This window comes from Bremerella alba (assembly GCF_013618625.1).
In the GTDB taxonomy this organism is placed as follows: domain Bacteria; phylum Planctomycetota; class Planctomycetia; order Pirellulales; family Pirellulaceae; genus Bremerella; species Bremerella alba.
This window is the reverse complement of the sequence record NZ_JABRWO010000003.1, coordinates 273,840-293,610: the sequence shown is the minus strand read 5'-3', so window position 1 is coordinate 293,610 and position 19,771 is coordinate 273,840. Positions and strand designations below refer to the sequence as shown.

13 protein-coding genes are annotated in these 19,771 nt (G+C 55.9%); 5 read left to right on the top strand and 8 right to left on the bottom strand.

Going from position 1 to position 19,771, the window contains the following annotated elements; all coding sequences use genetic code 11:
• Positions 1-120 precede the first annotated feature (120 nt).
• On the top strand, positions 121-1,227 hold the full coding sequence (gene ald / locus HOV93_RS06865) for an alanine dehydrogenase (RefSeq protein WP_207395731.1): 1,107 nt from the start codon (positions 121-123) through the stop codon (positions 1,225-1,227).
• Positions 1,228-1,229: 2 nt separating this feature from the next.
• Positions 1,230-2,309 (top strand): S-methyl-5-thioribose-1-phosphate isomerase, encoded by a 1,080-nt coding sequence (gene mtnA / locus HOV93_RS06860; protein WP_207395730.1) that lies wholly within the window; start codon positions 1,230-1,232, stop codon positions 2,307-2,309.
• Positions 2,310-2,426: 117 nt separating this feature from the next.
• Here mtnA and glnA read toward each other — a convergent pair whose 3' ends face one another.
• From glnA to HOV93_RS06840, 4 genes are all read right to left on the bottom strand, one after another.
• Complete coding sequence (gene glnA, locus HOV93_RS06855; RefSeq protein WP_207395729.1) at positions 2,427-3,839, bottom strand: type I glutamate--ammonia ligase; 1,413 nt, start codon at positions 3,837-3,839, stop codon at positions 2,427-2,429.
• Between the two features lie 163 nt (positions 3,840-4,002).
• Positions 4,003-6,645 carry an MMPL family transporter gene (locus HOV93_RS06850; RefSeq protein WP_207395728.1) on the bottom strand — a complete coding sequence of 881 codons (2,643 nt, stop codon included), beginning with the start codon at positions 6,643-6,645 and terminating at the stop codon, positions 4,003-4,005.
• A gap of 152 nt (positions 6,646-6,797) precedes the next feature.
• Entirely contained in the window at positions 6,798-8,480 is a 1,683-nt protein-coding gene (locus HOV93_RS06845) for a S41 family peptidase (protein WP_207395727.1), read from the bottom strand.
• Between the two features lie 458 nt (positions 8,481-8,938).
• Positions 8,939-10,774, bottom strand: a complete 1,836-nt coding sequence (locus HOV93_RS06840) for a GntP family permease (RefSeq protein WP_235989912.1) — start codon at positions 10,772-10,774, stop codon at positions 8,939-8,941.
• A 170-nt stretch (positions 10,775-10,944) separates the two neighbouring features.
• On the opposite strand from HOV93_RS06840, the gene HOV93_RS06835 reads away from it, so the two are divergent.
• Positions 10,945-11,691, top strand: coding sequence for an SIR2 family NAD-dependent protein deacylase (locus HOV93_RS06835; RefSeq protein ID WP_207395726.1), 747 nt, complete (start codon positions 10,945-10,947; stop codon positions 11,689-11,691).
• Positions 11,692-12,086: 395 nt separating this feature from the next.
• On the top strand, positions 12,087-12,950 hold the full coding sequence (locus HOV93_RS06830) for a hypothetical protein (protein ID WP_207395725.1): 864 nt from the start codon (positions 12,087-12,089) through the stop codon (positions 12,948-12,950).
• Positions 12,951-13,380: 430 nt separating this feature from the next.
• Here HOV93_RS06830 and HOV93_RS06825 read toward each other — a convergent pair whose 3' ends face one another.
• Complete coding sequence (locus HOV93_RS06825) at positions 13,381-14,130, bottom strand: sugar phosphate isomerase/epimerase family protein (RefSeq protein ID WP_315853361.1); 750 nt, start codon at positions 14,128-14,130, stop codon at positions 13,381-13,383.
• 285 nt (positions 14,131-14,415) lie between these two features.
• Here HOV93_RS06825 and sppA point away from each other — a divergent pair, with 285 nt between their 5' ends.
• On the top strand, positions 14,416-15,462 hold the full coding sequence (gene sppA / locus HOV93_RS06820; protein ID WP_207395724.1) for a signal peptide peptidase SppA: 1,047 nt from the start codon (positions 14,416-14,418) through the stop codon (positions 15,460-15,462).
• A 61-nt stretch (positions 15,463-15,523) separates the two neighbouring features.
• Here sppA and HOV93_RS06815 read toward each other — a convergent pair whose 3' ends face one another.
• From HOV93_RS06815 to HOV93_RS06805, 3 genes are all read right to left on the bottom strand, one after another.
• Complete coding sequence (locus HOV93_RS06815; RefSeq protein WP_207395723.1) at positions 15,524-17,029, bottom strand: SLC13 family permease; 1,506 nt, start codon at positions 17,027-17,029, stop codon at positions 15,524-15,526.
• 19 nt (positions 17,030-17,048) lie between these two features.
• The gene (locus HOV93_RS06810; RefSeq protein WP_207395722.1) at positions 17,049-17,699 is read right to left on the bottom strand and encodes a tetratricopeptide repeat protein; all 651 of its coding nucleotides are present in this window, start codon (positions 17,697-17,699) and stop codon (positions 17,049-17,051) included.
• 106 nt (positions 17,700-17,805) lie between these two features.
• Positions 17,806-19,716, bottom strand: coding sequence for a TrkH family potassium uptake protein (locus HOV93_RS06805; protein ID WP_235989910.1), 1,911 nt, complete (start codon positions 19,714-19,716; stop codon positions 17,806-17,808).
• Positions 19,717-19,771: the final 55 nt, after the last annotated feature.

Here is a 19,771-nt window from a genome sequence, read left to right as displayed (position 1 = left end):
CTCGCAATTTCGCTCTGCGTGTGCCATGTCCACATCTGCCTGGACATGTTTCAATATCGAGTGCCCCTCACCCTCATGCGTTTAGCACTCAATTTATTGAAAGAAACGTAGGACTATTCGATGATCGTAGGCATTCCTAAAGAAGTCAAAAGAGACGAGTACCGTATCGCTATCTTGCCGGTAGGTGCCGAGGAATTAGTTCGCGCGGGGCATACCGTTCTCATCGAGAAGGACGCCGGAATCGGCTCTGGCTTGACGAACGAACAGTACGAGGAAGCAGGCGCCACACTCGTTGAATCGGCAGAAGAAGTCTTTGCCCAGGCCGAGATGATCATCAAGGTCAAAGAACCCCAGCCTGAGGAATTCCCCCTGATCCGCAAGGGGCAAGTTGTCTTCACCTACTTCCACTTCGCGGCCAGCCGTGAACTCACGCAAGGCATGATCGATTCCGGTTCCATCTGCCTGGCCTACGAAACGCTCCGCGATCGCCGCGGCACGCTTCCACTCTTAACTCCGATGAGCGAAGTAGCCGGTCGCATGAGTATTCAGGAAGGGGCCAAGTACCTGGAAAAACCGCAGATGGGGCAAGGCATTCTCCTGGGCGGCGTGCCTGGCGTGGCACCGGCTCATATCACGATTCTCGGCGGAGGCATCGTCGGAGCGAACGCCGCGAAAATTGCCGCTGGCTTCAATGCCGACGTCAATATCCTCGATGTCAACATGGACCGCTTGCGTTACCTCGACGACGTGATGCCACCCAACGTCAACGTGCTCTTCAGCGATCGTCACGTGATCCGGCATCAGTTGCAGCTCGCCGACCTGGTGATCGGTGCGGTGTTGATTCCCGGGGCCAAAGCCCCCATGCTGGTATCTCGAGAAGACCTCAAGCTTATGAAGCCGGGAAGCGTCATCATTGATGTCGCCGTCGACCAAGGAGGCTGCATCGAAACCTCGAAACCGACTTCGCACAGCGACCCGACTTACCTGATCGACGACGTCCTGCACTACTGCGTTGCCAACATGCCAGGTGCGGTGGGTCGTACCAGTACCTTTGCCCTTTGCAACGTCACCCTGCCCTGGGCACTGCGTATTGCCAACGAGGGCATCGACAAGTCGCTGGCCAATTCGGCAGAGCTTCTCACGGCCTTAAATATTCACACTGGCAAAGTCACCAACGAGCCCGTTGCCGGTACTTTCGATCTTCCCTACCAACCCCTGACCACTTAGACATGAGCACTTCGCCCCCTCAAACGACTGCCCCGGATCCGATTCGTTTTGTTGGCGAAACGGATGGCCATCTCGTTCTTATCGATCAAACCAAGCTACCAGTCGATTTGGTTCACATCGAATGCCACGATGTTGAAACGGTTTGGGAAGCCATCAAGATGCTGCGAGTCCGTGGCGCACCAGCGATTGGAATCGCGGCCGGGTACGGGGTCGTCGTCGGTCTTCAGACGGCTGCCAATCAAGCGGCCGACCAGTTCGAGGCACGGTTCCACGAAGTGGTCGAGTACCTCGCAGGCAGTCGTCCAACGGCGGTCAACTTGTTCTGGGCGCTCGATCGGCTCAAAGCTACCTATGCGGCCGAAAAGGAAGCAGGCAAATCCCCTGCCGAGATCCATCAGGCACTCCTGGCGGAAGCTCGCTTCATTCATGAAGACGACCGCAAGGTTTGCCGGTCGATTGGGCGTCATGGTGCCGAGTTGATCCAGCCCGGATACGGCATCCTCACCCACTGCAATGCTGGCGGTTTGGCCACAGCCGACTACGGCACGGCCTTGGCCGTGATGTTTACCTGTCACGATGCAGGCAAAAACATCCACGTCTACGTCGACGAGACACGACCGCTCCTGCAAGGCTCGCGGCTCACGGCCTGGGAACTGGTTCAGCGAGATATCCCGGCCACGCTTATCTGCGATAACATGGCCGCCCAGGTGATGAAAGAAGGCCGCGTGAATGCGGTCATTACTGGCGCCGACCGCATCGCCGCCAATGGTGATTCGGCCAACAAGATCGGTACCTACGGAGTGGCCCTGCTGGCCAAAGCCCACGGCATTCCGTTTTACATTGCCGCACCGATCAGCACGTTCGATCTCTCGCTACCCACCGGCGACGGCATCCCCATCGAGCAGCGTGACCCGGTCGAAATCATCCACGGCATGGGCAAGCAAACGGCCCCAGATAACATGCAGGTCTACAACCCTGCCTTCGACGTGACCCCAGCCGAATTGATCGCCGGGATCATCACCGAGAAAGGTGTCATCTCGCCAGTCACGCCTGAGAACATCGCCCAAACTATCGCCGGTTAATTCAAACAACCGCAGGCAAATTCAAGTGATCGCCATTTAATAGCCCCATCCGGTACCCTCTCCCGTCGCAGGGAGAGGGCTAGTGTGAGGGATTTCTTTAATACGGCTGCACGCGTATTAGATATCGTAGTACAAACAAAACTCATACGGATGCGGACGCAAACGAATCGCATCGGCTTCGTTCTTTCGTTTGTAATCGATCCACGTTTCGATCACGTCTTTGGTGAAGACATCACCGCGAAGCAGAAATTCGTGATCGTCTGCCAGTGCGTCCAAAGCCGCGTCGAGCGAGTCTGGCGTCTTGGGCACAGCGGCCGCTTCTTCTGGCGGCAAGTCGTAGATATCCTTGTCCAACGGCTGGCCAGGATCGATCTTGTTTTGAATCCCATCGATCGCGGCCATGGTGATCGCGGCGAACGCCAGGTACGGATTACAGGTCGGATCGGGGCAGCGGAATTCAACCCGCTTCGCCTTCGGGCTAGGGCTGTACATCGGAATGCGGCACGATGCCGAGCGATTCCGCTGCGAGTACGCCAGGTTCACCGGGGCTTCGTAACCCGGAACCAAACGCTTGTAGCTATTGGTCGTTGGGTTGGTAAACGCCAACACCGCCGAAGCATGCTTCAGCAGACCGCCGATCGCATACAAGGCCGTTTCGCTAAGGCCTGCGTAGCCGCTGCCTGCGAACAACGGTTCGTTGTCTTTCCAGAACGAGAAATGCGTGTGCATGCCTGAGCCATTGTCGCTAAAGACAGGCTTAGGCATAAACGTTGCCGTACGGTTGTTCCGTTTGGCGACATTCTTGATCACATACTTGTAGATCAAGAGATCGTCTGCCATCTTCACCATTTCGTTGAACCGCATGTCAATTTCGCACTGACCGGCGGTCGAAACTTCATGGTGCTGGGCTTCCACGTTCAGCCCGCACTCGATCATCGTCTGCATCATCTCGTTCCGCAGATCCATTAACGAATCGGCAGGCGGCACGGGGAAGTAGCCTTCCTTGTGACGCAGCTTGTAACCCAAGTTCGGTCCCTCGTCCCGACCTCGGTTCCACTCTCCTTCTACGCTATCGATGTAATAGAAACCATGCTGCGGGCGTTGGTCGAAGCGGACATCATCGAACACAAAGAATTCCGCTTCCGGGCCAATAAAGCACGTGTCGGCAATGCCAGTGCTCTTCAAGTAGTTGGCCGCTTTGCGACAAACATTGCGTGGGTCGCGAGAATAGTCTTCACGCGTGATGGGATCTTGAATATTGCAAATCAAGACCAACGTCGGCAACTGCGTGAACGGATCGACGAAGGCCGTATCCGGCTGTGGCACGACCAGCATGTCGCTCTCGTTAATGGCCTGCCAGCCACGGATGCTGGAACCGTCGAACCCTAGGCCGTCCTCGAAGGTGTCTTCACTTAAGTGGCTGACCGGAATGGTGAAATGCTGCCAGATTCCGGGGAAATCCATGAAACGGAAATCGACCGCTTTCACGTCGTTTTCACGGCACAGGGCTAAGACTTCTTTCGGCGTCATGCTGGGGCTCCCTTTTCAAATCGGTAGAGACGCTAGGCAGTCAAATTCGGGAACCGAGAAACCACCAGCCGCACCAGGCAACTGAGATGTGCTCGAGAAACTCAAGTGGTGATTCGATTCCTGAGCGAGTTCACAATATGGCGCTTTCCCTGCTGCGATTCAATCAGACGGAAAGATTTTCTTGGGGCGGATCCCCAGCCTGCGAGTGGTTTGTCTCGCTGGAAAATCGATTCATCAATGCCAAAAAGCAAGGAAGCATAATCGTACGGACAATAAACGTATCAAGCAAAACGCCCACCGTCAGGGCAAAACCAATTTCGATCACCCCCAGCAGCGTCCCCATACACATCGAAGCGAACGTACCGGCCATAACCAGGCCGCAGCTGGTAATGATTCCTCCGGTTGTCGTCATTCCTCGTAGTAGACCTTCGCGCAGTCCGAGTCTTTTCTGCTCTTCAAAGACCCGCGTTGCCAGGTAGACGTTATAGTCCTGGCCTATCGCCGCCAGGATGACGAACAGAAACAACGGCACTTTCCAGTCGAGCGCTTGATACGAATCGGCATAGACTGTCCGGAAAAAGATCTCGGTTATTCCCAGGGTCACATAGTAGCTGAACAGCACTGAGAGGATCATGTAGGCACACACCATCGGTCTGCGCAGGATAACCAGCAGCACAAAAAACACCGCCACGATTACCCCCAGCTCAATGCGTTTTTGATCTTGGGTCGTAACCTGCATAAGATCCCGAATCGATGGCGTTGTCCCTTGGATGTAAATCTTTGTTTTGTTCCAAGGTGGCGGAAGCGTGGCAATCTTGTCCCGCAAGTGGAGTTCGATGTTCTCCATCAGCGTGATGGCTTCGTTCGAGAACGGATTGCGATCGGTCAACACGCGAAACATGGCTATCTGCCCACTCCATTTGGGCTCTTGAGCCAGAAAGAACTCCTTCGTTCGTCGATGATTCTTCAGCATCCAGATATGTCGTCCACGCGAGGAAATCGAGAATCCCGCCGGACGATCTCCGAGCGGCTGCTCGCTGGTAAACACGCGTTCGACTTCGGTGTCGGTATCGAAAATGGTCTCGGCCAGCTGGTTCGTAATGGCCTGGCCCTCAGTTTCCATGAACTGCCCTGAGGGATTCACTGCCAAGATCGTCAACGGACCACTTTCCCCTAAGGGAAAGTAATTGCGAATGCGCAGTGCCGTTTGCTTTGCCATCCGGTCGCTGTCCAGATCGCCAAACAAGTCGTAGGAAACCTCAACGGCCCGGCCGGTAGTGATTCGCTTATAGAGACTCGGAAAACCGACAATCCCCAACAGCAGCACCACAACCGTCAACGTGAGACCAGGCCGGTTGCAAACCAACAGGGCAATTCGCTCCCACCATCCGGCCGAAACAGGACGGCTTCTCTCGACGAACTGCCGCGTATCTCCCCACGGCCAAAACAAGATCGCCCCCATAAAACGCATGATAGCCGGGGCCAGCGTCAGGCAGGTCAGCAGCGTGATCAGCAAGCACAGCCCGATGGCCGGGCCACTGTTGCGATACTTCTCGAAATCGGCGAAGAACATCATTCCCAGTCCCACGACCGTCGTCATGGCGCTGGCCGTCAGCGCCTCCCCTACCCCGGCCAATGCCTGGGCGATCGCCCAGTCGTGATCGCGACAACGCACAAGTTCCTCTCGGTAGCGTCCGATCAAAAAGAGACAGAAGTCGGTCCCTGCCCCGAACAAGATCACGACGATAAATATACGCGACGTCTTAAAGACTTTGAAATCGAACCAGTCCATCCCCGGCAGCAGATGCACCTGCGTCAGCAGCGCGACTAGCCACGACGAAATAATGAACGAGACGGCAATCGAAAGCAGTGGCACCGTCAACAGCATGGGCGTGCGATAAATCAGCAGCAAGATCACTACCACCAACACAATGGTATAAAGCTCGGTATTGGCGATGCTCTCTTTGGCCGCCATTAGCATTTCGCCACCGATCGCCGCGTTGCCGGTCACGCCGATCTGTAAGTGGGTTAACCCGGCGGCCTGGGCGCGCTCGCGCCAAACATCGACGTACTGGCTGGCCTCTTGCAGCACCCGGATATTGTCGGTGGCCATGAATTCGTTGCGAGACTCGACCACGATCAACACGGCATGACCATTCTTGCTGGCCAGCATATCACCGCGAACGAGCGTATGCCGTGTGAGAACGTCGAATTGATTCCAGTCCAGCGGATCGACCGGGACCAGTCCTAACGCTTCATTTTCAAGTTCCCCGCGTATTGCAATGGCCTGTTGCCGAAACGTTTGCCCAGCTTCTGCGTCCCCATACTGCTGACTCGCATAGGCCATATTCCACAACGGTTGCCAATTGTTCGCGTCGAGAAGTGCCGACTCTTGCCACGCATCGATGGCGTACTGAACCGGCGTCGGCAACTCTTCCTCTGGCTGCTTTGGCTGCACAATCGCGTCGTCGGTCGCCGCGCGAAACAGGATCACCCCTTGCGTATTTTGCAGAGGCGAGGCCATGTTGTCCGCAAACTTCAGGTCATCCTCGGTCAGGGGCTCGTCCGAGCGGCTGATGGCGAAGACCAACTGGCTTTTTGCCTGACGCTGCGGAAACGCTTCTCGAAAGAGCCGCTCGGCTTCGACGCTGGGCAGTCCGGCAGGCAAAAATGCCAAGTCGCCGTCCAGCGTCACGTCATCCCAATGCGGCGGCAAGACAGCCGCGGCGAGCGTAAACACCGTCCAAAAGCAAAGGATGGCAATGGGATAGCGAACAACGAACTTCCCAAGCTTTTGGAAAAACAAGATACGAGGCCTTCGCCACGAGTCATACGAGTAGAGTGATCAGCCAACGTCTATGTGACTTACCCAACCCCGTTAATCGTAGCGGTTGCCCCAGGCGTCGCCAACCAGACACTGCCACCCCACCGATGGCAGTGAACGAAGATCGTTTGGCGTTATCGCTGATCTTGCATACGGGTCGACAAGCCAGGCACGCCCAGAAGTTGACGTGCGGCAACCAGACCAGCATCCATAACTGGATCGGTCTGCGAGGTGGCCTGTTCGACGGCTGCTTTCACATCAGAAAGATCAGGCTTCCCAGCGATGCGAACATTCACGTCTGGCGAAACACCGTTGCGGCTAATCGCTCGTCCGTTGGGCGAGAAGAACTTGGCCGTTGTCAGACGCAGCCCCGTTCCGGCGGTGGCTAGTGGAAAGATCCCCTGCACCGAGCCTTTGCCGTAGCTACGTTGTCCGACAACCGTACCGCGACGATGATCACGAATCGCACCGGCGAAGATTTCACTGGCACTGGCCGAGTTCGAGTCGATCAGAACGACCAGCGGTACTCGCCATGTACCAGGCATGTGTGCCGTGTAGTCGAAGTCTTCCCGAGCGTTGCGCCCCCGGGTCGAGACGATAGTGCCTTGCTCGACGAACAGGTCGACCATGTCCACCGACGCCGTCAGCAAACCGCCAGGGTTACCGCGAAGGTCAACCACCAAGGCTCGCATCCCATCGCGATGCAGTTTCCACATCGCCTGGCTGAGGTCGGCCGGGGTGTTCTTCTGAAAGCTGGTGATCTTCAGGTAACCGATCTTCGAGTCTTCGTCGATGATGTGAATGTTGTCCACGCTCGGCACTTCAACACGATCGCGCCGCACCATTATATCTCGGGCAGGCTGATTCGGGCTGACCACGGTAACGCGAACACTGGAACCAATCGGGCCTTTCAACAGGTCGGCGGCCTTGTCGGTCGAGACGACTTCAGTCAGGTGACCATCCACCGCGATAATTCGATCGCCCGAGCGAATCCCGGCCTGATGAGCGGGGCTTCCGTCGATCGCATGCACGATCAACAGGTTGCCAGAGTCGGCTTTCAGTTCAACGCCCAGGCCAACGAAGTTACCTTCGATCTGCGAATAGACTTCCGTCAGCTGATCTTGGGTCAGGAAGCTGGTATAGGGGTCGAGCGAAGCAGCTGTTCCGCAGGCGAATTCGAGAATCGTGGCGGTCGGCTTCACGCCCAGATTCTGCCACATCAGTTCGGCTGCGTAGTTGGCCGTATCGACCGCTTGTTGAGGCGTTTTGACGTTCTGCCAGTCGACGTTGTCATTCAGCATACGTCGCACCTGTTCGATGCGATTGCGATCGACGTCTTTCAGATTCTTCTTACCGAAAACATCTTCTTTCAGCGCGACGTCCAGTTGCTTTACGCCTTCGCGGCTGATGTCGCTCCAACGAGGCGAGTCGACGTAGCTGGCCTGAACCTTACGCAACACTTCGTCATACAAACGCAACGCATCGTCACGCGACATCGTATCGACCGAACCGACAAAGCTTTGATCGGTATAGCGGCGACCTACGTCATAGTGCAGTCGAGCGAGGTTCGCTTTTCGCTGCACGCTGGAATCGAAACCGTGCAAACGCAGCGCGTCTTCGTAGAAAGTGAGTGCTTCGCCCCAACGGCCTTGGCGTTCGAGTTGCTCGCCATTGGCGATCACCTCGCGAACGGCCGACTCGTCGATGCGAGCCTCGTCGGGAATCCGGACCTGACCGTAGACAGTCGCCGGAGTGATAAAGAGCAGGGCGATTACCAGGGCGATCGCCAACTTATATGGTTGTTTTACTGTGTGCATAGTCCGTCGCAGCGTCCAGTGTCCGCAGCCACCAGTCACGACGCGATTTCATTCAGCCTCCAATAGAATTTGGAAAGGGCTGACCACGGGTCGAAGTACCGGCAACTTGGGGGGAGTAAATCTCGTGAAGGACGGGCCGTTATTTCGACCCAGTCCACTATAGATCACGAAAATGCCCTGGTCAAAAAATCGACGACTCTTTTTGTCGGGATAAATTCCCTAGAAACGCTACAGCCTGACTTCCGGGTTCCGGTCGATCGGGTTGAGCCTAATTTCGAGTTTTGCGTCGATCGCGCTTCCTGGCGCTGCGGTACTTCCTGAACCGATCCTACATCTGGGCTTCCTATCGCACTGTATTGTATGCAGAAGACCCTCAAAAGGTTCGTTTTCAGGTCAAAAACGCCTGGAAATGGCCAAAAATGCCAGCACTGATGGCGCAATTCAACCGCCTCGGCAAGTTATACCAACGGCATAACGATTGCCATTAGAACGGCACAGACGAAGCTTGTGGCTCCCAGCACCATCAAAAGCGGTGTCCACGTCTTGAGAGCCTCGACTTCGGTCAGACCGCTCATCTTCGCGAAGATCCAGAAACCGCTGTCGTTCATCCACGACCCAAACAAAGAGCCAGCCCCGATGCTGGCCGCGAGATACACCGGGTGGTAGCCGAGAACTTCCGGCGAGGCAAGGCTCACCAGCATGCCGCTCGAGGTGATCATGGCCACGGTGCTCGATCCCTGGGCGATCTTCAATACCGAAGCAATCCCAAATCCCAGCAGCAGAACCAGCAGTTTGGCCGAAGCAGCATCGGAACCAATGGGGAACATGTTCTGAATCGCGTCGCCCACATTGGCCACCGTCAGCATCGCCCCGAACGCCCCGCCTGCCGCAGTAATCAAGATGATCAAACCGCCGCTCATCAGCGAGACTTCGACCGAAGAGGCCAGCTCTTTCAACGAGAGAGACCGCTGCACGGCTAACGTCCACATCGCAATCAGGGCCGAAATCAAAAGGGCAAAGTTCGGATCGCCCAGCATCGACGTCACGTTGGACGCTTTGCGCTTCGCCGTTTCCCAGGTGTACGGCTTCACCACGTCGGCATCATAGGCCGATTCCAACACTTCGCGGTTCATCCGTTCGGCGGTAACCGGTGCCATGCGAGCTGGGTTCGACGCTGCCAACGACATGGCCGTGGCAGAAAGCTTCGTCCCCAAAAAGGCATCCCGATTCTTGGGAAAGCTTTTGTCGAGCAGCACGAATCGGTTTAATCCTTCGCGAAGTTCATTTTGCTCTTCGCCGTTCAAGTCACCATCTTGCAGAAGCAGCTCGGCAATCCGTGCTCGTTCTTCGTCACTGTCGTTGCCATTGATGGTCGCCAACAGGTGCTTCCCGAAGTTGGTCTCGTCGTCAGCGTCTTGGTCCTGCTGAATGCGACTACGAAACGCATTCCAATCCGCAATATCGCCGGGCCGCAGCTGCGCGGCACGTTCGGCGTCGGCCATGGTTGTCAGCACGGTATTGGTCGAGATCAAAAGCACGGGCAACAAAACCGGGGCCAACGAGATCCACAGCGAAGGAAGCTTGTCGTCCGGAATAGCTTCCGGCTCTGGCTCATTGCCCAAGGGACGCATCGGCAGCGGCATCACACGGTTCATCAACGACGAAAACCATAGCCCGGCACACGCGGCAGGAAACGCGATCATCACGCCGATCAGGATCATAAGCCCCTTATCGACGTTCAATTGATCGGCCACAACCAGCGGCCCCGGCGTCGGTGGCACCAACGTATGCGTAATACAGCCCCCGGTGGCGATGGCCATCACGTACAGCAAATAGTTCTTCTGCGTCTTGCGAAACATCGACCGCCCCAGCGGTACGAGCAAGTAAAAGACCGTATCGAAGAACACCGGCACGGCCAGCACGAAACCACTTCCCATCAACGCAATCGGCGAGCGTTTTTCGCCAAAGATAGACATGAACGCCCGAACCACGCGGTCTGCGGCGCCACTATCTAACATGCATTTGCCGATGATCGCGGCCAGCGCAATCACAATGCCGACGCCGCCAGCGGTTCCGCCGAACGCCGAAGCGACACGCGCAAATTTATCCTGAATCGCCCCTCCGGCCATCAGGCTGACGACCATCGCTGCGGTTATCAGTGCCAGAAACGCATTGGCCCGCATGACTATGATCAGGCCTAAGACGGTCACCATTCCCACGAACAAACAGAGCAGGGAATACTGATCAGGCGTAATGGTAGACTGAGCGAGAAAGGAGATATCGAACGGAATCATTCCGGGGATCTCAACTAGCTGGGGCAGGGCAGGGGAGTCGCACGAAAAGCTTTCTTTTCTTCAAGAAAGATTTCGTTGAAGATGCCATAACTCACTGGCAAATACAAGGCTTCCCCCTCTGATCGAAGGTACGATGAGCCAATTGAAGCCACTTTTTTGAGGAAACACGCATGTCTTCAGATATCGAGCTGACCGCCAACTGGCTCCGCCGCGCCAAATCGGCAGTCGTGTTCACCGGCGCTGGGATCAGCACCGAGAGTGGTATCCCTGACTTCCGTTCGCCTGGGGGTGTTTGGACTCGGCACCGAACCGTCTACTTCGACGAATTCTGCCAGTCGGCCGAAGCACGTCATGAATATTGGGTGCAGAAGACCGAAGCGCACGTTGAGTTTGCCGCAGCAAGTCCCAACATCGGCCATCAAACGATTGCCCAATGGGAAGGGCAGGGGAGAATCCGTGGGGTGATTACACAGAACATCGACGGCCTACACCAAATCGCTGGCAGCCGAGATGTATTGCAGCTACATGGCACGGCTCGGGAAGTGACCTGCTTGGACTGCGACTGGCGATCGCCGGTCGACCCGCTGGTGAATCAATTTCGCGAGACCAACGAAGTCCCACTGTGCCCCGAGTGTGGTGACGGTCGTTTGAAACACGCGACGGTCTCCTTCGGCCAAGTTCTCCCAGAGCTAACGCTGAACCGGGCTCACCGCTGGTGCGAGGAAGCCGACTTGATCATCACGATCGGATCGTCCCTGGTCGTCTATCCCGCCGCAGGCCTGCCCGAAGCAGGCAAACGCAACGGAGCCAAACTCGTGATCATCAATCGCGACGAAACAGGCCTCGACGCAATCGCCGACATGCTCATCCCCGGCAGCTGCGGCGAAGCCTTGTCCGCGATCAATGCAGCCCTGTAGCGATGCCTTCTCGGTGCATCGAAGCCAAGGCCACCCGCCACTCTCTTCCTGTGCCGTCGCCCCCGAGGCAAGCCTCCATCTGCAGGGCCTCACGCGAACGCGGGTCGCATGCCTGGTCCCCGCTTCACGCCCCGCGCACTCGAATCTAAAAAAATTTTCATTTGAGCACTATACATATGCTACACTAGGCTGATATATCTAAATCATGCCCAGGGGACGCTTCCCCGGCACCATGCCTATTTTCTTTTTAGGCATACGAAATCCGTACCCAGTTCGCTGCTAGACAAGCAGCAAACCGTAGGGCCCCGCGTGTCGCGGGTCGCGAAGTGGGTACCCGGAATCCGACCCGCGACACGCGGGCCCTACTAAACCCAACACCATATAAGAGCACCGTCATGTCCCATCACCACGAAAAACCTGAAAAACACGAACCGGGCGCCTCCGCGCACGGTTCGCAGGTTGCCGTGATCGATGGCAACCGACTCCTATGCCCTTGCTGCGGAGAAGTCCTGGCTATACTGGCCGACGAGCCTCCCCAAGAGCCACCCGAGGAGCCACCATTCGAAAACCCCATGCACCGGGCCGAGTACGGCAACGATCCGCTAGGCCGCCCGCAAGGGGCAACCTTGAGCGCGATCATTCGAAGGCAAGAAGCCCAAGAGGCGATCACGCGTGAGCCCGAAGAGGTCCCGCAAGAGACCGAGGAAGAATACTTCACGCGAGTAATGGACGAAGCAGGTCCCAGCTACCGGGCAGATCCCTTAGTAGTACCCATCGATCCCGAGATCGAAGCGTACGAATTCCCCAAGGAAGATCCGCCCGAGATCCCAAAACCAAAGAAGAGCCAACCTGCTAAGCTTCCACCACTGGAGCCTAGACCAAAACGCGAGCGTCAGCTTCACCATCGTTACCGCGAACGGGAAATCCATCGCAGCAAACAACCAATTCAAGAACCGTTGTCCTACCAAGAGAAGCGGTTCTTCGCGTGGACCTACTACCGCATGAAGGCGCTCAACCTGCAACTGCAGGGAGAAATATGCGCCAAGCAGGAAGAGATCGACGCGCTAGAGCGTGAGCTCAACCGCCCGCACGAAACGCCCTCCAAAGAACAACCCTCAACCACCCCGCTAACAAAACACAGGCTGCCATGCCCACGTCTTCGTGGGCATGGGAAAAAGGTCGTCCAGAACAGAAGACGTGACCGCGTACGTCAGGCGTTAGAAAGAGCTTCCCAAACCAAAGAACGCGGTCCACCCTAACAACCCGGCCCTTCACCCAAGGTAGGGTGAGAGCAGTGACGCGAAGCGGAACGTATCGCACCAAATGCGGTCTCCATCCCATGGCAACGCGAAAACGTTGTTCATGGTGCGATTCGCTGCGCTACTCAGCACCCTACGGCAGAACTGGCCTCTCTTCTCTTGTCCCCTCGCAGGGATAGGGTGAGGATTTCCTGAACAACATTTGACGAAGATCGCAAGAACAAGTTCCGAATCGTTCGTGAACTTCTGTTCGCGCATGCGCGGCCAACCGAGCGGGATTCCCCCTCACCCTCTCCCCCGGGTACGGGGGCGAGGGGACTAGAGCGTGCTGCGCACTCATGTCTCCGATAGGTGCCACGTCCCAAGTCCGCTTGGGCGTGCGCGCTTCGCTGTGTTATGCGCTACCCCATTCGCGTAGCAGGGTAGGCTTTTAGAGCAAGCTTTCCAGCAGCAGACGGATCTTTCGCATTTCCGCCATCTGGTCGGTATCGGTCAGGGGCGGCATGTGAACGGTGAGGGCCCGTTTGTAGCCGATTTGTTCGAGCTGCTGGATCAGGCGGCCGTACTCGACTTCGCCTTGGCCGACTCGGACGTGCATAGCGTCTTTGCTGGTGTCGCGAAGGTAGACGTGGCGGACGTACTTGAGCACCTTGTCGTAGCTCTTCTCGCCATCTTCGCGGCAGATGAAGTGGCTCGGATCGAGGGTGATGCCGAGGCCTTTTACGTTGTCGCACAGCACTTGAATCGTGTCGCAGTCTTGCGAAAGGCAACCGACATGGGTGTGCATGCTGGTGACGACACCTTCGGTAGCGGAAATCGCGACCAATTCACGCAGGTGCTCGACTTCTTCGTTGAAGGGGGTGCCGAACTGTCCGCTGGGAACGGTAATCGAAGCGACTTTGACCGCTTTGGCCAACTTGCAGATCGCTTCGTATTCGACGTAGCGATCATTGCCTTGGGTGCTCGATAGCAGGCGAAAGTTGGAAATTACCAATCGCTGCGTATCGTGGCAAATGTCGATGGCTCGCTGCAAATTGGCAGCCACCTCAGAGGGGCGCAAATGCTCGCTATTTTCATCCAGCGTCATGTCGACGGCGCTGAACTCCAAATCGACCAGCTTTTCCATGCACTCTCGCATGGGTAACTCGGGAAAACACTCGGTCGACGCGGAAACGAACACGGCTCGACTCCTTCACTTGCCTGGGGCTGTACAGGTAGGGGTAAACGCAGATCTGCTACAATCCGGCGTAGCTTACCGGGATTAGGGGCAATTTGACAACACCAGACTCGATATCGGACCCAATTTGCCCCAATTGGTTGAGGATTTCACCCCTCAAATTGCCCCAAAGCCATCGCGGCGTAGAATATCATTGCCTGTCGCCCCCTTGGGCCCAGGCCTATCCAGTCGATTCCTCATTCAGCAAGTCAGGGCCTGCGAAATATGGCTAATCAAGATTCTCCTAACATGGTCCCACCAAGTCCCAACCAACCTCAGCAGATTGTCATCCAGAACCGCCACTCCGGAGGCCTCTTCTGGCGAATTCTCGCAGCAATAGGCTGGCTCGGGCTTTTCTTTTGCGTGGCGATCATCCTCGGCCAGGCCATCAGCTCGGCCAACTACTACAACACAACCGAAGGGGTTTCGGAAAAGTACTTCTCCGGCAGTAAGACCGCCAGCGACAAGATCGCCGTGATCAATGTCACCGGCGTCATCATGGAAGGGCAAGGCTACGTCCGCAAGCAGATTGACCTGGTCCGCGAAGACAAAGATGTCAAAGCGATTGTTGTCCGCGTCGATTCTCCCGGCGGCACCGTGACCGGTTCCGACTACATCTTGCACCACCTGAAGAAGCTCAAGGAAGAACGCGACATTCCATTGGTCGTGAGCATGGGAGCGATGGCGACCTCAGGCGGCTATTACGTGGCCATGGCGGTCGAGGACGAAGAGAACTCGATTTACGCCGAACCAACGACCACCACCGGCTCGATCGGCGTGATCATTCCTCACTACAACGTCTCCGGCTTGATGGAAGAGTACCATATCGAAGACGACTCGATCATGAGCCACCCCCGCAAGCAGATGCTGACCATGACCCGCGAGATGTCGGAAGAACACCGTGGAATCTTACAAGAGTACGTGAATCAGGCATTCACCCGTTTTAAAGACATTGTGAAAGAAGGTCGGCCTGCGTTTGAGAAAGACCCCGAAAAACTCGACGTCCTAGCCACCGGAGAAATCTTCACGGCGAATCAAGCGTTGGCAAATGGCCTGGTCGACCAGATCGGTTTCATCGAAGAAGCCATCGACCGTGCGGCTGAGCTGGCCGACATCGATCCGAAGAAATCACGCGTGGTTACCTACGAAGAGCCTGTGGCACTGTTCGACTTGGGATTCGCCCAAAGCCAGGCAATGAGCTTCGACAAGATGCTGGAGATGACTGCTCCTAAGGCCTATTACATGTCCAGTTATCTGCCACCGATCGTGAGTTCGTTTCCTTTCGGATCGCGATAACCGGTAGCAATCGTCGTTCAGAGAAAGGAAGACCACCAGGTGGTCTTCCTTTTGCCGCCCACTATATCAGTAGACGTCCGAGCACCAGCACGGTGATCGAAACCAGAATGATCGAGAGGATGTTCAAGACGATCCCAGCCTTGACCATACTACCGATCGGCACCCGGCCCGAGCCGTAGACAATTGCGTTGGGGGGCGTCGCGACGGGCATCATAAACGCACAACTGGCCGCCATGGTCGCCGGGACCAACAACAGCAGCGGCGGGACCCCCAGTTCCTGCGAGGCACTGCCGAGCACCGGATTGAACGTCTGAACGCTGGCCAGGTTCGAGGTGAACTCGGTCAACCAAACCATTCCGGTTGCCGTCACAATCACCATTGCCGACTCCGACATGTTGCTCATGACGTTGGCCATGTGCGAGCCCAGATAAAGGTCAAACTTCGAGGCGTTCACCGCCTGGGCCAAGGCAATACCGCCGCCGAAGAGCAACAAAACGCCCCACGGCACTTTGACGGTCGTTTCCCAGGTAAGCAGTGGCCCGCTCTCTTTCCCACCGCGGGGAATCACAAAGCAGAGGATCGCCATGGCCATGGCAGTGGTGGCGTCGCTGACGAAAGTCTTTCCATTTTCATCGAGAAAGAAAACTCCCCAGCCCCAGTCTTCGACCGGTTCTCGCAAAATCCATAGCAAGGCCGTCGCAAAGAAGATAATGCCCGACCGCCACTCGGCGGCCTGAATGGGGCCTAGATTTCGCAGTTCGTCGGCAATCACGTTACGACCACCCAGCGAATCGGCGCTTTTAACCGGAAACATCATGTAGGCCAAAACGCCCCAAGTAATCAACATGAAAACGAGCGAGAAGGGGAGGGCCATCAACATCCAAGCCAGGAACGAAACCTGCGGCAACTCCGGAAAGTTATCGCTATAGTAAGACGAGAACGCGATATTCGGTGGCGTACCTACCAACGTTGCTACGCCGCCGATACTTGCCGCGTAGGCAATCCCTAGCATCAAACCGACACCCAGATTTCGCCGGGCCGTATCGTCGGTCAAACGCAAATCGGCCACCGACAGAATGCTTCCGGCGATTGGCAACATCAGCAGCGTCGTGGCCGTATTCGAGATCCACATCGACATCAGACCCGTCGCCACCATAAACCCCAAGAGGAGTTTCGCCGGGTTATCCCCCATGACATACACAATCGATAACGCCACGCGACGATGGAGCCCTGATCGTTCGATGGCGAGCGCCACCAAAAAGCCGCCGAGAAACAGAAACACGTTCTGATCGCCGTAGCTCGATGCCACGTCTTTGACCGACTGAATTTCCAATAGCGGAAACAAGACCAGCGGCAAAAGGGAGGTCGCTGCCAACGGGACGGCTTCCGTGAGCCACCACACGCCCATCCAAATAAATGCCCCGGCAATGGCATTCAATTGCGGTTGCTGGGGATCGAGATAAAAGCCCAAGCTGGGCGACACCCACAGCGTGAGCGCGAATGCTGGCCCTAACCACGATCCGATCCTGGCTGCCAAGGTCGGAGGTGGCGTTGTATCTTCCGGCAATGGACGTCCTTTTGGCTGACTAGAAGTTGCCCGTGATCTCGACGCGAACCTGACCGCGATTGTCTTCGTTGTTCAGGTCGTGCATCTTGAGAAGCAAACGTCCCGTTTGAGGAACGGTCATTTGCCTTTGGGTACCGATGGTGAAAGGAACCGTATCTTTATCAGGCGTGGCCGATTTAGCAACAACCCCAATCAGCGATCCTAACTTGTAATCCCGGATTTCCCGAGGTATCTCAAGCCCATTGGCATCACTTAAATGAACCAACATCCATTCACCTTCCACGCGAAAGATCAACGGGCTCCCTTCGGTGACATCGATACCGGTGTCTTGCCAGCCATCTTTTGCTTCGACAGTCACGACCTTTTTGTTCGCGTTTGAAAGCTCTCCGTTGATCACTTTCAGTTTTTCGACGGCCGGTTTGTAGTTTGGTACCAGCTTGAGGACTTCCCCGAAAACAACGCGGGCCTTTTCCCAGTCTTTCTTACGAGCATATTCGTCCCCGAGCTTCTCGGCTTTGGTGACGAACTCTCGATGAATTTCCACGAGACGCGCATCAGTCGGAAGCACCAATGGGTCTTCCTTGGGCGTCTGCTGAGAGCGTCGCTGGGCAAAGGCATCGGTCGGGAAGAGACCGATGGTCACGAATAACAAAAAGAGGGCAAGTCGCATGGGGGGAAATCCTCAGTAGAAGCGCGCGGTAGCTAGACACTATTTAAATTCTAGCTTGTGTCACTTGCAAGTAATTGACGAAGAAGGCCCGTTTGGCGTGCGATTTTTATCGAGAACGCCAGAATCGCGGGATAAACAGTACCAAAACGGCAAAGATTTCGAGCCGTCCGATCATCATCAGCGCGGTAAACAACAACTTCGTCCACCAGGTGAAATTCGCGTAGTTCTGCGTGGCCCCAATAATCCCCAGGCCGGGGCCCACATTGTTGAGCGTGGCAGCGACGGCGGTCGCGCTATCGATCAGCTTGTGTTCGATGTGTTCTTCCGAAGCTCCCCAAGTCGAATCAGGCTCCAAGGTCACGACCGACAACCAGCCGAAGACAAACAGCACCAGGATCAGCGAGAAGTAGATCAAGATATTCGTTTGCAGTTCAGGATCGTCGACCGGCTTACCTCCCAGACGCAGCGGACGCACGACGGTTGGATGATACGACTTTTCGAGTTGGAGAAAGAGAATCTTATGGAACAAGATATGGCGAATCACTTTCAATCCGCCCCCCGTACTTCCGGCACATCCCCCCACAAACATCAACAGAAAGAGCACACCACGGCCAAAACTATTCCATTGATCAAAGTCATGCGTTCCATAGCCTGTTGTCGTAATGATCGAGACAACCTGAAACAAACCGTAACGCAAAGCATAAAGGAACTCGGTCACTACCGATGTTTCGGGGTCGATGATAAAGTCGTCGTAGACCATGCCAAAGGTCATCACGGTGATCGTGACTACCACAATAATACCGATGTAATAACGCCACTCGATATCGTCGAGCAAACGCAGTCCTTGCCCGATCATCATGAAATAAAGGAGCGTGAAGTTTGTGCCTGCCAACGCCATGAAGACGATGACCACGTATTCAATCCAGGCTCCACTGACAGGATCGGCCTGAACGAAGTGCCCGAGGCTGGTGTTGTAGGTGCTAAAGCCTCCGGTGGCGAGCGTTCCGAATGCGTGGCAAACGGCATCGAAGAAATTCATGCCCAACAGCCACAGCAAGATCGTCAGCACCAGGTTCAAGCCACAGTACAGCCCAGCAAACATCCAGGCCGTATGCTGCATGCGCGAATGCGATCCATCCTTACTGGGGCCCGGCATCTCGTTCCGCATCAAGGCCTTACCTGCGGAGCCTTGGCCGAGGATCACCACGAAGAGCACGATAATACCCAAGCCACCGAGAAAGTGCGTACTGCTTCGCCAAAACAAGACACAGTGTGGTATGCAGACAGGGTCTTCCAAGTCGGCGATCACCGTGGCTCCGGTAGTGCTGAAGCCAGATTGCGATTCGAAGATGGCGTCGGCGATGTTCATCGGAACCGCACGTATCCGATAGTTGCTGCGGCGGTCCTTGGGCGCGTCTTCCTCTTCGTCAGGCTCGATTAAAGCGCCTCGCCAGTGCGGAAGCTCTCGTAGCTCGTCAAAGACCTGATCGAAGGGATATTCGGGGCCTTCACCTTTGGTCAGCATCAAGACTTTGGCGTTATACTGCTCAGACAGATTCTCTTTGGAAAGACCCCGTGCCCCTGCACCGACCAGCGACTGGACCAGCGCGTACTGGTCGTCTGAAAGGGGCGATACCTGATCGCCATAGACCTGAGGAGCATGCTCTTGGGAATCAAACAGTCGCACGGAAAGCTGGTTGCACGACCCCGATAACAGATACGGCATCGCCCCAAGTATGGTAGCGATAAGCCAACTCAGCCCCACGATCGCCATCGCTTCGCGGCGGTAGAGATCACCCTTGGCCTTACGACCAATTCGCCAGAGAACGGCCCAACAGATAATGCTCAATAAGATCGAATAGATAAGCCCCAGAAATCCGTGCGTTTCGAATTGCTGAAAGTTCTCGTCGGTACGATGCCCGATCGCAGACCAGGCCCACGGCAGGCTGAAGACCATCGTCACCCCGATAATCAGGCAGACGATCGATAGAAGTCGGCACACCAGACGATAATTCATATTGCTGCTAGTAAGGTGTTGCCAGGGCTAATTCGTTGAAAGGAAACGCCGTTCA

Excerpts from the sequence above, each read along its gene's own strand:
- ald (WP_207395731.1), top strand. The coding sequence starts at position 121 with ATGATCGTAGGCATTCCTAAAGAAGTCAAAAGAGACGAGTACCGTATC.
- mtnA (WP_207395730.1), top strand. The coding sequence starts at position 1,230 with ATGAGCACTTCGCCCCCTCAAACGACTGCCCCGGATCCGATTCGTTTT.
- glnA (WP_207395729.1), bottom strand. The coding sequence starts at position 3,839 with ATGACGCCGAAAGAAGTCTTAGCCCTGTGCCGTGAAAACGACGTGAAA.
- HOV93_RS06845 (WP_207395727.1), bottom strand. The coding sequence starts at position 8,480 with ATGCACACAGTAAAACAACCATATAAGTTGGCGATCGCCCTGGTAATC.
- HOV93_RS06840 (WP_235989912.1), bottom strand. The coding sequence starts at position 10,774 with ATGATTCCGTTCGATATCTCCTTTCTCGCTCAGTCTACCATTACGCCT.
- HOV93_RS06835 (WP_207395726.1), top strand. The coding sequence starts at position 10,945 with ATGTCTTCAGATATCGAGCTGACCGCCAACTGGCTCCGCCGCGCCAAA.
- HOV93_RS06830 (WP_207395725.1), top strand. The coding sequence starts at position 12,087 with ATGTCCCATCACCACGAAAAACCTGAAAAACACGAACCGGGCGCCTCC.
- sppA (WP_207395724.1), top strand. The coding sequence starts at position 14,416 with ATGGTCCCACCAAGTCCCAACCAACCTCAGCAGATTGTCATCCAGAAC.
- HOV93_RS06810 (WP_207395722.1), bottom strand. The coding sequence starts at position 17,699 with ATGCGACTTGCCCTCTTTTTGTTATTCGTGACCATCGGTCTCTTCCCG.
- HOV93_RS06805 (WP_235989910.1), bottom strand. The coding sequence starts at position 19,716 with ATGAATTATCGTCTGGTGTGCCGACTTCTATCGATCGTCTGCCTGATT.